The organism is Methylobacterium jeotgali, assembly GCF_022179345.1.
Classification (GTDB): Bacteria; Pseudomonadota; Alphaproteobacteria; order Rhizobiales; family Beijerinckiaceae; genus Methylobacterium; species Methylobacterium jeotgali.
In genome coordinates, this window is record NZ_BPQR01000099.1 from 1 (window position 1) to 12542 (window position 12542).

The window sequence follows — 12542 nt, forward strand, 5'->3', positions numbered from 1 at the left end:
TGGCCCTGGCGTTTCGCGCATCCCTCGATACATGGGGTGAATACAGACGGCCGCCCGCGGGCGCGGCCACCCCATCGTTTTCAGGAGTTCCCCTTGGCCATCTCCCGCGACGACGTGCTGAAGGCGCTCTCGACGGTCACGGTCGACGCGGCCGGCACGCCCCTGCCCGCCTCCGGCCGCCTGTCCGAGGTCGTGGTCGATCCGGGCAACCGGGTGATGTTCTCGATCTGGATCGACCCGAGCGAGGCCGAGCGCTTCGAGCCGGTGCGCAAGGCCGCCGAGGGCAAGGTGCTGTCGATCCCCGGCGTCTCGGGCGTCTTCGCGAGCCTGACGGCGGAGCGCGCCGCCGGCTCATCGGCGCCGCCGGTCTCGCCGCCTCGCTCGGGCGCCCCGCCCGCCTCGCAGCAGCGGGGCCCTGCGCCGAGCGCCGGTCCCGCGCTGCCGGGCGTGCGCCACATCGTGGCGGTCGCCTCCGGCAAGGGCGGCGTCGGCAAGTCCACCACCGCCTGCAACCTCGCGCTGGCGCTCCACGCCCAGGGTCTCAAGGTCGGCCTTCTCGACGCCGACATCTACGGCCCTTCCGTGCCGAAGCTGTTCGGGCTCTCCGGCAAGCCCAGCGTCATCGACGGCAAGGTGCTGGAGCCGATGCGCGGCTACGGCATCCCGGTGATGTCGATCGGCTTCCTGATCGAGCCGGAGTCGGCGATGATCTGGCGCGGGCCCATGGTGCAGTCGGCGATCACCCAGATGCTGCGCGACGTGGCCTGGGGCGAGCTCGACGTGCTCATCGTCGACATGCCCCCCGGAACCGGCGACGCGCAGCTCACCATGGCCCAGGCGACGCCGCTCGCCGGCGCCGTCATCGTCTCGACCCCCCAGGACCTGGCGCTGATCGACGCAAGGCGCGGCGTGACGATGTTCAAGAAGGTCGCGGTGCCGATCCTCGGCGTGGTCGAGAACATGGCGACCTTCGTCTGCCCGAACTGTGGGCACTCTTCGCACATCTTCGGCCATGGCGGCGCCCGGGCCGAGGCCGAGCGGCTCGGCGTGCCCTTCCTGGGCGAGGTGCCGCTGAACATGACGATCCGCGAGAGCTCGGATGCCGGCCGCCCGGTCGTCGCCGTCGACCCGGACGGCCCGCACGCGCAGGCCTATCGCTCCATTGCCGCAGCGCTCTGGACGAACCTGACCGGCGGCGCGAGCACCGGCGCCGGCCGCGCCCCGCCGCGCATCGTCATCGAGTAGCGGCGCCCGTGCTCGGCCTCGTCCTCGCGGGGGGGCTGTCGCGGCGCATGGGCGGGGGCGACAAGCCGCTGGCGATGCTCGGCGGCCGCACGCTGCTGGCGCGGGTGATCGAGCGGCTGGCGCCGCAATGTCCGGCGGGTCTGGCGCTCAGCGCCAACGGCGATCCGGCGCGCTTCCGCGACTTTCCGGGACCGGTACTGGCGGACGATCTGCCAGATCATCCGGGGCCGCTGGCCGGCATCCTCGCCGGTCTCGACCACGCGGCGGGGCGCGGCCTGTCGGCGGTCGTCAGCGTCTCGGGGGATGCGCCCTTCCTGCCGGCCGACCTCGTGGCGCGGCTCGTGGCGGCGCGGGAGGTGGAGCGCCTGCCCATCGCACTCGCCGCCTCCAGGGAGCGGGAGCACTACACGGTGGCGCTCTGGCCGGTCGCCCTGCGGGCGGAGCTGCGCGCCGCGCTGGTGGAGCGCGGCGAGCGGCGGGTCGGGGCCTTCATCGCCCGGCACGGCGCCGCGGTGGCGGCATGGCCGACGGAGCCCTTCGACCCCTTCCTCAACGTCAACACGCCGGAGGACCTCGCCGCGGCGGAACGGATCGCCGCGGCGGGGTGAGCGGTGTCAGGCGGCGGTGCCGACGCTCGCCTTCACGATCCTGTCCGGATCGCGCACGGGCTCGCCGCGCTTGATCTGGTCGACGACGTCCATGCCCTCGGTGACCTTGCCCCAGACCGTGTACTGCTTGTCGAGGAAGCGCGCGTCGCCGAAGCAGATGAAGAACTGCGAGTTCGCCGAGTGCGGGAAGTTGGTGCGGGCCATCGAGCAGGTGCCGCGGACGTGGGGCTCGGCGTTGAACTCGGCGTTGAGGTCCGGCAGCTCCGAGCCGCCCGAGCCGGTGCCGGTCGGATCGCCGGTCTGGGCCATGAAGCCGTCGATGACGCGATGGAACGGCACGCCGTCGTAGAAGCCCTGGGCGGCCAGCGTCTTGATGCGCTCGACATGGTTCGGGGCGAGGTCGGGGCGCAGCCCGATCACCACCCGTCCCTTGGTGGTCTCGAGCACGATGGTCTCGTTGTCTGCCATGCGATGGTCCTTGGGCTTGCCCGCGGCGGGGGCGTCGGTAAGGCGGCGGCGCTCGGGGAGCGCGCTCGGTGCCGCCATGGGATCGCTCCCGCGCCGTCGGCGAGAGAGAGGTGCGAGCGACGGTGTAGTGCGAGGCAGGCGCCGACCTCAACCCCCGCGGGCGATTCCAGGGCTCAGATGCCCCTGCCCTCGGGGCCGCGGTAGACGAAGCGCAGCGCCAGCGGGCGGCCCGCGACGGCGCGGCCGAGCCCCTCCGTCACCGGAGCCGGGGTGCAGGCGGCGATGCTCCGGAGCGTGGCGCGCACGAGCACGTCTCGGGCCTCCGGGCCGGGGGCGCCGGCCGCGAAGGTGATGCGCGGCGTGCCGATGACGCTTCCGTCCCGGCGCAGGGCGAAGCGGGCGGTGATCTCCAGCCCTTCGAGCTTGCGCAGGCCCTCGGGCGCCGTCCAGCAGGCGGCGAGCGCCCGGTAGAGCGCGCCGAGCGTCGAGACCTGCGCCGGCCGGTCCCCGTCGAGGGGAACCTGCACCGTCCCACGCAAGGTCTCCGGCAGGGCCAGCGGATACGAGCCGTACGGCGAGGCGCGCCCCTCCCCGGCCGCGCCCGCGCAGACGGCCGCGAGGCAGGCCAGGGCGAGGCGCGCCCGCACCGGGCTACCTCGCCTTGGCGAGGCTCATCTTCACGATCTTGTCCGGGTTCTGGACGCTGCCGCCCGGCGCGCCGGGGGCGGCCTTCTTGATCTTGTCGACCACGTCCATGCCGTCGGTGACGACGCCGACGACCGTGTACTGGCCGTTCAGGAAGGGCGCGTCGGCGAGGCAGATGAAGAACTGCGAGTTCGCCGAGTTCGGATCCGACGAGCGGGCCATGCCGACCGTGCCCCGGCGGAAGCCCGCCGAGGAGAACTCGGCCGGGACGTTCGGCAGGCTGGAGCCGCCGGTGCCGTTGCCCTTCGGGTCGCCGGTCTGGGCCATGAAGCCGTCGATGACCCGGTGGAACTTGAGGCCATCGTAGAAGCCCTGCGCCGTCAGCGTCTTGATCTGCTTGGCGTGCTTCGGGGCGATGTCGGAGCGCAGCTCGATGGTGACGCGGCCGTCCTTGGTGTCGAGGTAGACGGTGTTGTCGTCGGCCGCCCGCGCCGCGCCGGATGCGGCGAGGCTGAGCGCGAGGGCGAGCGCGGAGACGGCGTGGCGGCGGTTCATGGGCGTTTCTCTCCTGGTGATGGTCTTCGCCGGAGCCCTGTCAGGACTTGGCGAACCGGGCGGCGAGGCGCTCGGCGACGGGCTTCGGCACGAAGGCGTCCACGTCGCCGCCCATCGCGGCGATCTGGCGCACGAGGGTCGCGGTGATCGGCCGGACATGGATGGAGGCGGGCAGGAACACCGTCTGCACCTCCGGCGCCATGGTGGCGTTCATGCCAGCGAGCTGCATCTCGTAGTCGAGATCGGTGCCGTCCCGCAGGCCGCGGATGAACAGGCTGGCGCCGCAGCGGCGCGCGGCCGTGACGGCGAGGTCGTCGAAGGTCGCGACCTCCAGCGTCGCGCTCTCGGCGGCGGCGATCGGCGTGCAGGTCTCGCGCAGCAGCTCCAGCCGCTCCTCGGCCGTGAAGAGTGGCGTCTTGCCGGGGTGGATGCCGACGGCGATGACGAGGCGATGCACCAGCCGGCAGGCCTGGCGGACCACGTCGAGATGGCCGTTCGTGACCGGGTCGAAGGAGCCGGCGTAGAGCGCGGTGCGGATCATGCCCAGCGCAGGTAGAGCATTTCGCGCCCCGGCGGAACCGGGTCGTCGCGGCTCAGGCCGCGCGGCGCGTCTCGCGCTTGGGGCTTCCGAGGCAGTCGGCGAGGAAGCTCGCGGGGGTCGAGCGGCGCCCGTCCGGATGGGCGATGCTCACGTCGCTCCTGCCCGAGGCCAGCAGCGTCATCGCGGTGTCGAGCGCGTCCGTCATCGAGCGCCGCTCGAAGCTGACGGAGCGGGATTCCTGCTTCGCGCTGACGATGAAGTACACGGACACCCCTACGGAACGCTGCCGCAGCGCGCGTCGCGCCGGGCGGGTCTTCGGTAGGTTCCGATAAAGGCCGTTTCTGGAGAAAGTCTTGACGATCCCGCGACGGACGGCCGGAAACGCACGTTCCGCGCCCGTTTCAGGCCTCCTCAAGGTCCAGATACGAAGAGGCGGCCGCCGATGCCGGCGGCCGCCTCTTCGAGACGTTCGGGAGTTTTGAGCTTGAGGCCTAGTAGCTGCCGAACTTGTAGTTGATGCCGGCGCGGGCGAGGCTGCCCTCGGTGCTGAAGCGCGAGACGTAGCCGACGCCGGGGCCGCCGACGGAGGGGACGAAGACGTTGCGGCTGCCGAGGTCGTAGCGGAGGTACTCGCCCTTCACCGTCACGGCGTTCGCCTTGAAGAAGTTCAGAAAGGAGTCGGTGGGCATCGCGTACTCGATGCCGCCGCCGTAGGCGTAGCCGATCTCGATCTCGCGGGCGGCGCCGGCGTAGGTGATCGGCGCGGCGGTCTGGAAGACCACGGTGCGGTCGACGTCGCCGTAGGCGAAGCCGCCGGTGCCGTAAACGAGGACCCGGTCGAAGGCGTAGCCGACGCGGCCGCGGACGGTGCCGAGGAAGCTGACATCGGACCGGTAGGTGTTGGTCAGGACGTTCGGGTTGAAGGCCGGGTTGAAGATCGTCTCGCGGCGGGTGCGCTGCAGGTCGAGATACTGCGCGTCGGCCTCGACGCCGACCACGAAGCCGGAGCCCGGCGTGAACTGGTAGTTGAAGCCGGCCTGGCCGCCGGCGGTGAAGCCGTCCTGGGCGACGTTGACGGCCGGGCGGCGCAGGCCGTTGTCGACGTTCGCCTGAAGGTTCGCGCCGCCGGGGATGCCGAGCGTGTTGATGCCACGGGTGCGGATCGTGTCGCTCTCGGTGAAGGCGTAGCCGGCATTGAAGCCGAGGTAGAGGCCGGACCAGGTGAAGACCGGCACCGGGATCACCGGCGGCGGAGCGGCCCGACGGGGAAGGTCGGCGGCCGCGGCGGCGCCGACGAGGGCGGCGGAGACGGCGACGGTCGAGAGAAGGGTCTTGATCACAGTGGGCCTCGGATCCGAACGATGTTCTTGAAATCACGACTACGCTGATCGGGTCCGGACCGATATGATATTTGGGCCACAGCCTGCGCGCGAACTTGTACCCTTCGTGTTTCTACCGTGCGTTATTGATTAGACCTTTAATCCCCGGCGGCGGCGATTTTTTTGGACTGTCGCCGCCGCGCCAGTTCGACCGACGCTCAGACCCCGTCGTCCGTCTCCGCCTCGTCCTCGCTCTCGATGTGCTCGACGGACACCACGCGCTCGTCCTTGGCGGTGTCGAACACCGTCACGCCCTGAGAGGCGCGGCCGACGATGCGGATGTCGTCCACCGGCACGCGGATGAGCTGGCCGGCATTCGTGACGAGCATGATCTGATCGGTCGTCTCGACGGGGAAGGAGGCGACGAGGTCGCCGTTGCGGGCGTTCACCCGCATCGCGGTGATGCCCTTCCCGCCCCGTCCCGAGGTCCGATACTCGTAGGCGGAGCTGCGCTTGCCGAAGCCGCGCTCCGAGATGGTGAGCACGAACTGCTCGTGCAGGCTCATCTCGTTGTAGCGGTCCAGCGAGATCGCGGCTTCCGACACGCCCTCCTCGCCGTTCTCGGACGCCGCCTCGGCGGCCTCCTCGCCGGTCTCGCCGATGACGGCCCGGCGCATCTTGAGATAACCGGCGCGCTCCTCGGCGCTCGCCTCGAAGTTGTTGAGGATCGTCATCGAGATGACGCGGTCGTCCTTGGCGAGCGAGATGCCGCGCACGCCCGTCGAATCGCGGCCCTTGAAGACGCGCACGTCCTCGACGGGGAAGCGGATGCATTGCCCCTGCGCCGTCGTCAGCAGGACATTCTGCTCGGGGCGGCAGATCTCGACGTGGACGATGTGGTCGCCCTCGTCGAGCTTCATGGCGATCTTGCCGTTGCGGTTCACCTGCACGAAGTCGGAGAGCTTGTTGCGACGGACCTGACCGGAGGCGGTGGCGAACATCACGTCGAGGCTGTCCCAGGACGCCTCGTCCTCCGGCAGCGGCATGATCGTGGTGATCCGCTCGCCATCCGTCTGCAGCTGGAGGATGTTGACGAGCGCCTTGCCCCGCGCATTCGGGGCCGCCACCGGCAGGCGCCAGACCTTCTCCTTGTAGACCTGCCCGTGGCCGGAGAAGAACAGCACCGGCGTGTGCGTCGAGGCGACGAACAGACGGGTGACGAAATCCTCGTCGCGGGTCGACATGCCCGAGCGGCCCTTGCCCCCCCGGCGCTGGGCCCGGTAGGTCGAGAGCGGCACGCGCTTGGCGTAGCCGGCGTGGCTGACGGTGACGACCATGTCCTCTCGGGCGATGAGGTCCTCGTCATCGACGTTCGAGTCGTAGTCGAGGATCTCCGTGCGCCGGGGCGTGGCGAACTGCTCGCGGACTTCCGCCAGCTCGCCCTTCACGATCGCCTGGATGCGGGCGCGGGAGCGCAGGATGTCGAGATAGTCGGCGATCTCGTCGGCGAGCGCCTTGAGCTCGTCGCCGATCTCATCGCGGCCGAGCGCCGTGAGGCGCTGGAGGCGGAGATCCAGGATGGCGCGGGCCTGTGTCTCGGACAGCCGATAGGTGCCGTCGTCCGAGACCCGGTGGCGCGGGTCGTCCACGAGTGCGATCAGCGGGGCGATGTCGTGGGCCGGCCAGTCGCGGGCCATCAGCGCCTCGCGGGCGGCGTTCGGGTCCGGCGAGGTGCGGATCAGCCGGATCACCTCGTCAATGTTGGCGACCGCGATGGCGAGGCCGCACAAGACGTGGGCGCGCTCGCGGGCCTTGCCGAGCAGGAACTTGGTGCGCCGGGAGACGACCTCCTCGCGGAAATCGACGAAAGCCTGGAGCAGGTCCTTCAGGCTCATCAGCTCCGGCCGGCCGCCGTTCAGCGCCACCATGTTGGCGCCGAAGGAGCTTTGCAGCGGCGTGAAGCGGTAGAGCTGGTTCAGCACCACCTCGGCCATGGCGTCGCGCTTGATCTCGATGACGATGCGCATGCCGTCGCGGTCGGACTCGTCGCGAAGGTCGGAGATGCCCTCGAGGCGCTTCTCCTTCACCAGCTCGGCGATCTTCTCGATGAGCGTCGCCTTGTTCACCTGGTACGGGATCTCGGTGAAGATCAGCGCCTCGCGCTCCTTGCGCAGCTCCTCCACGTGGGACTTCGCCCGCATGATAATGGAGCCGCGCCCCGTGGTGTAGGCCTGCCGCGTGCCGGCCCGGCCGAGGATGGCGCCGCCGGTCGGGAAGTCGGGACCCGGCACGATCTCGATGAGCTGGTCGATCGTCAGGCCCGGATCGTCGATCAGCGCGACGCAGGCGTCGATCAGCTCGCCGAGGTTGTGGGGCGGAATGTTGGTCGCCATGCCCACGGCGATGCCGCCGGCGCCGTTGACGAGAAGGTTCGGGAAACGGGCCGGCAGGACGCTCGGCTCCTCGCGCGACTCGTCGTAGTTCGGGCCGAAGTCGACCGTGTCCTTGTCGATGTCGTTGAGGAGCGCGGTGGCGGGCTTGGCCAGCCGCGATTCGGTGTAGCGCATCGCCGCCGGCGGGTCGCCGTCGACGGAGCCGAAGTTGCCCTGCCCGTCGATGAGCATGAGGCGCATGGAAAAGTCCTGCGCCATGCGCACCAGCGCGTCGTAGATCGATTGGTCTCCGTGCGGGTGGTAGAGGCCGATGACGTCGCCGACGATGCGGGCCGACTTCACGTATTTCCGCTCCGGCAGGAAGCCGGACTCGTAGGCCGAGAACAGGATGCGGCGGTGGACCGGCTTCAGCCCGTCCCGCGCGTCCGGCAGCGCCCGGCTCACGATCACGCTCATCGCGTAATCGAGGTAGGAGCGGCGCATCTCGTCGGTGATGGAAACGGGCTTGATGTCGGTCGCCGGCGGCGGAGCGCCCGCGCCGGTGTCGTCGGTGTTGTCTGCCAAGGTCTTGTTCCGCTTGCGATATGCGGCGGCTCGGAGCGCGTTCCGCGGCCCCGCCCTCCGGCCCGGCGCCGCGCGTGGGCACTGGTTGGAAGGCGAATGTTGTCAGGGACTTAAATAGGCATTTTGCCCTGTGCAAGCAAGCTTGGCCACGCCCTGCCGGGGCGATTTCCGTTGAGCATGGCGCGGCCCCGCTTGAATGAGGCTGCCGCTTCGCGTCTGAGTTTTGCGAGGGCGTATTGCGGTGCAGCGCGCCGCCTCCAGAAGCCCTCTCGGAGAACGGTTCGAACATGGCCGGTCCGGACGGACGCGAGCATGATGAAGCCCGCATCGACGCGCTCGCCGCGGCGCTGCGGAGCAAGGGGATCGGCACCGCTCTCGTCATTGCGAGCCGGCTGCACGAGTACGCGGGCGCGCAGCTCGTGATGGCCGATCTGGCACGGACGCTCGGCGCCCGCGGTGTTCGGGTGACGGTCGCGGCGATCGACGTGAATCGCGATTTCGCCGAGGGATTCTCCGAGTTCCAGGACGCCGTGGAGATGGCGAGCGACCCGACGCCGCTGCTCGGGCGCCGCTTCGATCTCGTCTACGCCCATAACTGGATGGCCTGGGGCATCGCGCTGCTCGAATGCGACGTGCGCTTCCGCTTCCTGGTGCTCGCCTCGCTGTCGCGTTTCAGCGGGACCGAGGCACTCTGGGGCATCACGGACGACGCCGACACGCTCCATTTCGTCTCGCCCCGCGCCCTCCGCGACGCCCGCGAGAGCCTCGGGGACCGGCCGCCCCGGACGATGGTGACGAACAATCCGCTGCCGCCGGAGTGGTTCGGGCCGCTGCGGCCACCGCGCCCGGCGAGGCTCTCGCGCATCGCCATCGTCTCCAACCACGTGCCGCCGGAGGTCTCGGAGGCGGCGGCGCTCCTTCGCGAGGCGGGGATCACGGTCGAGGAGATCGGCAAGGGCGGCACGCCGCGTCTCGTCACGCCGGAGCTGATCGACGGCGTCGACGCGGTCGTCACCATCGGCCACACCGTCCAGAAGGCTCTCAGCCGGGGCGTGCCGGCCTTCTGCTACGACCACTATGGCGGGCCGGGATACATCCTGCCGGGCAACGCCGAGCAGGCGGCCGACGATACCTTCTCCGGCCGGGGCTCTTCCATCCGCGGCGGCGCCGAGATCGCCGGCATGATCCGCGAAGGCTTCGCGGAGGCCGTTGGAGGCGTGGGGGCGGTGCGCGAAACCTTCCTCGGCCGCATCGCCCTGACCGATGTCCTCCGCGACACCGTCTCGCCCTTCGATCCCGCGGCCCTGCACCGGACGTTACGCCTGCCGCGGCTGCGGCCGGTGCGCCGGGTGGTCCAGCAGGCTGTGAACCACGCGCTCGACGGCACGCCCTTCGCGCCGGAGATCATGTTCGAGCCCGAACGGCTGCCGGAGGTTGACCTGATCCGCGTCGTGCCCCTCGAAGAGCCGCGCCTTGTCCACTGGGAGACGCGGCGCGTGGCGCGGATGCGCTTCGTCAGCGGGCAGCGCTCGAAGCTCGGCTTCTTCGGCATCGTCCGGCTCGAAGGCATCGTCGCCATCGCCGGCATCGCCGTGCGGATCGACGGGCGCGACGAGCGCCTCAAGACCGAGCGGACGCAGGTGCTGCGCGCCCCGCGCGACGGCGCGGCCGGCCTCTACGGGCTCTGGTTCACCGGCGCGGCGACGCTGCCCGCCGAGCCCTGCTCCGGCGTGATGGAGCTGATCCTCGAGGACGGCACGCGCTTGCCAGCCGCCACGCTCGGCGTCACCCGGCACCGCGCGACGGGTGACGCCCCTCCCTAGACGGCGGCCTCTTCCGCGAGCGGCGCGTGGCCGAAGCCGCTCTCCCGCGAGACCAGGCCGGCGGCCACCCGCAGGGTGTCGAGATCGGCGCCGGGCCGGGTTCCGGCGGTTGCGAGGTGCCGGCGCCAGGCCCGGGCGCCGGGGCGGCCGTTGAACAAGCCGAGCATGTGCCGGGTCACGCCCTGGAGGCGCGTGCCGCCGGCCAGCGCGTCGGCGACATAGGGCAGGAAGGCTTCCAGCGCCTCGAACGGGTCGGCGACGGGTGCGGGCTCGCCGAACAGCACCGGATCGACCGTGAGCAGGATCGCCGGATCGGCGTAGGCCGCGCGGCCGAGCATGGCGCCGTCGAGCCCTTGCCCGATCAAGTCGGCGGCCGCGTCGACCGTCGCGATGCCGCCGTTGACCGCGATCGGAAGCTCGGGCCGCGCCTGCTTGAGCCGCAGCACCCGGCCGTAGTCGAGGGGCGGGATGTCCCGGTTCTCCTTCGGTGAGAGGCCCTGGAGCCAAGCCTTGCGGGCATGGACGATGAGCCCGTCGACGCCGGCCCGCGTCACCGCCTCCGCCAGCGCGTCGAGGGCGGCTTCCGGGTCCTGGTCGTCGACGCCGATGCGGCACTTGACGGTGACGGGCACCCGCACCGCCGCCTTCATCGCGGCGACGCAGTCGCCGACCCGGTCCGGCTCGCGCATCAGGCAGGCGCCGAAGCGCCCGTCCTGCACGCGGTCGGAGGGGCAGCCGACGTTGAGGTTGACCTCGTCGTAGCCGAACGCGGCGGCGATCCGCGCGGCCTCGGCGAGGTCGGCGGGCTCCGAGCCGCCGAGCTGCACCGCCACCGGATGCTCGCCCGCGCCGAAGCCGAGCAGCCGCTCGCGAGGACCGTGGATCACGGCCCCCGTCGTGACCATCTCCGTGTAGAGCCGGGCGCGGCGCGAGAGGGTGCGGTGGAAGGCCCGGCAGTGCCGGTCCGTCCAGTCCATCATCGGTGCGACGGAGAAGCGTAGGTCCTCGGGCACCATCGCGGTCGGGTTCGGGATCGTTCCGCTCTCAGTGCTTGTGGCCGCACCCGCAATCGGGGCCGTGCTGGTGTCCGTGGTCATGATCGCGCGCGTGCGCATGGCCGTGACCGTGATCATGGTCATGCTTGTGGTCGTGCTCGTGCTTGTGTCCGACGGAATGGGCGTGATCGTGGCCGGCATGGTCGTGACCATGGTCGTGGTGACCGTGGTCGTGGCCGCACTGGCTGTGATCATGCGCCTCGCGCTCCGGCCGGAAGGCGCGGGAGACCGGCGTCGCGCTGCCGCCCTGGCCGCGAATCAGCTCCGCGTTGGCGGGCGAGGCGGGCACGTAGAGCGCGTCCGCCGCGACCTCCGCCGGCACGTGGCTGCCGCCGAGCTGCCAGGCCAGGCGCAGGAGCCGGGCCGGCGTGCCGGCGCGGACCTCAAGGAGCGGCTCCTCGGCGGCGCCGACCGCGATCAGGCGGCCGTCCTCCAGCCGCAGGGCGTCGCCGTCCTCGAGCGCGGGCGCCTTGGTCAGCGCCAGGGTGATCGCGAGGCCGCCTTCGGTGGTGAGTTCCCCCTCGGCGCGGTTGCGGTGCGCGTGGTCGAGGCTCAGGCGGTCGACGACGGCGTCCTGGCGCACGGCCGGCTTGCGGACGGTCGCGGTGGCTCGAAGCATGGGGTCCTCGTCAGGGCTGGCCGGCCGGCGCGGCGGCGGGCGGTCTCGGGTGATGTCGGCGCCCGGCCCCCGAAAGGGAAGGTCCGCGGCGCGATTTCGCCGTGCCGGCGGAACCTTGGCCGTGCGGCGTGCATTCTCCGACCATAATAGCTAAGCTCGTCCCGCACCACGGTCACGGCGGCCGAACGCCGGAACGGTTGCACAAGGGAGTCTCGGACCCATGAAGAAGATCATCGCGGCCGCCCTCGCCGGCGCGCTCGCCCTCTCGCTCGGCGCCTGCAACACGCCGCAGGATCGCGCCCTCGGCGGCGCCGGCCTCGGCGCGCTGGCCGGCGCCGCCATCGGCGGCGCGGCGACCGGCCGGGCTGGCGGCGCGCTCGCGGGCGCGGCGATTGGCGGCGCCAGCGGCGCCATCGTCGGCGCGGCGACTGCGCCCCAGTGCCCCTACGGCACCTATCGCGACGCCTACGGCAACGTCTACTGCCGCTGACACCGCTGCGATCCAGCGTTTCGGGAAGGGCCGGGGCGACGCTCCGGCCCTTTCTCGTTCCGGGCGGAGCCTGTATCTCCCGACGCCCTCGGCGCGAGAGCGAGCCTGCCCGCCATGACACGCCCACCCCCTTCCTCCGCCCCGTCGCGGGTGTCTAAGCCGGGAGCGCGTCCGTGAGCGCCGGCATCTGGGGCAAGCTCGGCGGCGCCGGTCTCGG

Annotated in this window: 13 protein-coding genes; 4 read left to right on the forward strand and 9 right to left on the reverse strand. The window is 71.3% G+C overall.

All coding sequences use genetic code 11. The features are described from left to right. The first annotated feature begins 93 nt into the window (after positions 1 to 93). Positions 94 to 1245: an Mrp/NBP35 family ATP-binding protein gene (locus MFF04_RS21510; RefSeq protein WP_238279023.1), complete on the forward strand. Its 1152-nt coding sequence runs from the start codon at positions 94 to 96 to the stop codon at positions 1243 to 1245. Positions 1246 to 1253: 8 nt separating this feature from the next. Further along, entirely contained in the window at positions 1254 to 1853 is a 600-nt protein-coding gene (gene mobA / locus MFF04_RS21515; protein ID WP_283206399.1) for a molybdenum cofactor guanylyltransferase MobA, read from the forward strand. 6 nt (positions 1854 to 1859) lie between these two features. Here mobA and MFF04_RS21520 read toward each other — a convergent pair whose 3' ends face one another. The 7 genes from MFF04_RS21520 to gyrA form a co-directional block, all read right to left on the reverse strand. Next, on the reverse strand, positions 1860 to 2321 hold the full coding sequence (locus MFF04_RS21520) for a peptidylprolyl isomerase (protein WP_238279043.1): 462 nt from the start codon (positions 2319 to 2321) through the stop codon (positions 1860 to 1862). A 173-nt stretch (positions 2322 to 2494) separates the two neighbouring features. Beyond that, on the reverse strand, positions 2495 to 2968 hold the full coding sequence (locus MFF04_RS21525; RefSeq protein ID WP_373320138.1) for a UCP034077 family protein: 474 nt from the start codon (positions 2966 to 2968) through the stop codon (positions 2495 to 2497). 4 nt (positions 2969 to 2972) lie between these two features. Next, positions 2973 to 3521 (reverse strand): peptidylprolyl isomerase, encoded by a 549-nt coding sequence (locus MFF04_RS21530; RefSeq protein WP_238279025.1) that lies wholly within the window; start codon positions 3519 to 3521, stop codon positions 2973 to 2975. A 40-nt stretch (positions 3522 to 3561) separates the two neighbouring features. Then, complete coding sequence (gene coaD, locus MFF04_RS21535) at positions 3562 to 4062, reverse strand: pantetheine-phosphate adenylyltransferase (RefSeq protein ID WP_238279027.1); 501 nt, start codon at positions 4060 to 4062, stop codon at positions 3562 to 3564. A 52-nt stretch (positions 4063 to 4114) separates the two neighbouring features. After that, the gene (locus tag MFF04_RS21540; protein WP_238279029.1) at positions 4115 to 4333 is read right to left on the reverse strand and encodes a hypothetical protein; all 219 of its coding nucleotides are present in this window, start codon (positions 4331 to 4333) and stop codon (positions 4115 to 4117) included. Between the two features lie 220 nt (positions 4334 to 4553). Further along, the gene (locus MFF04_RS21545; protein ID WP_238279031.1) at positions 4554 to 5402 is read right to left on the reverse strand and encodes an outer membrane protein; all 849 of its coding nucleotides are present in this window, start codon (positions 5400 to 5402) and stop codon (positions 4554 to 4556) included. Between the two features lie 197 nt (positions 5403 to 5599). Then, positions 5600 to 8338, reverse strand: coding sequence for a DNA gyrase subunit A (gene gyrA / locus MFF04_RS21550; RefSeq protein WP_238279033.1), 2739 nt, complete (start codon positions 8336 to 8338; stop codon positions 5600 to 5602). Positions 8339 to 8625: 287 nt separating this feature from the next. Between gyrA and MFF04_RS21555 the strand changes: the two genes are divergently transcribed. Further along, positions 8626 to 10161, forward strand: coding sequence for a glycosyltransferase family 4 protein (locus MFF04_RS21555; RefSeq protein ID WP_238279035.1), 1536 nt, complete (start codon positions 8626 to 8628; stop codon positions 10159 to 10161). On the opposite strand, the gene dusA is transcribed toward MFF04_RS21555, so the two are convergent. Beyond that, positions 10158 to 11177 carry a tRNA dihydrouridine(20/20a) synthase DusA gene (gene dusA / locus MFF04_RS21560; RefSeq protein ID WP_283206400.1) on the reverse strand — a complete coding sequence of 340 codons (1020 nt, stop codon included), beginning with the start codon at positions 11175 to 11177 and terminating at the stop codon, positions 10158 to 10160. The genes MFF04_RS21555 and dusA overlap by 4 nt on opposite strands. A 28-nt stretch (positions 11178 to 11205) precedes the next feature. Next, positions 11206 to 11835: an urease accessory protein UreE gene (locus MFF04_RS21565; RefSeq protein WP_238279037.1), complete on the reverse strand. Its 630-nt coding sequence runs from the start codon at positions 11833 to 11835 to the stop codon at positions 11206 to 11208. Positions 11836 to 12055: 220 nt separating this feature from the next. Between MFF04_RS21565 and MFF04_RS21570 the strand changes: the two genes are divergently transcribed. Further along, positions 12056 to 12325: a YMGG-like glycine zipper-containing protein gene (locus tag MFF04_RS21570; RefSeq protein ID WP_238279039.1), complete on the forward strand. Its 270-nt coding sequence runs from the start codon at positions 12056 to 12058 to the stop codon at positions 12323 to 12325. Positions 12326 to 12542 lie beyond the last annotated feature (217 nt).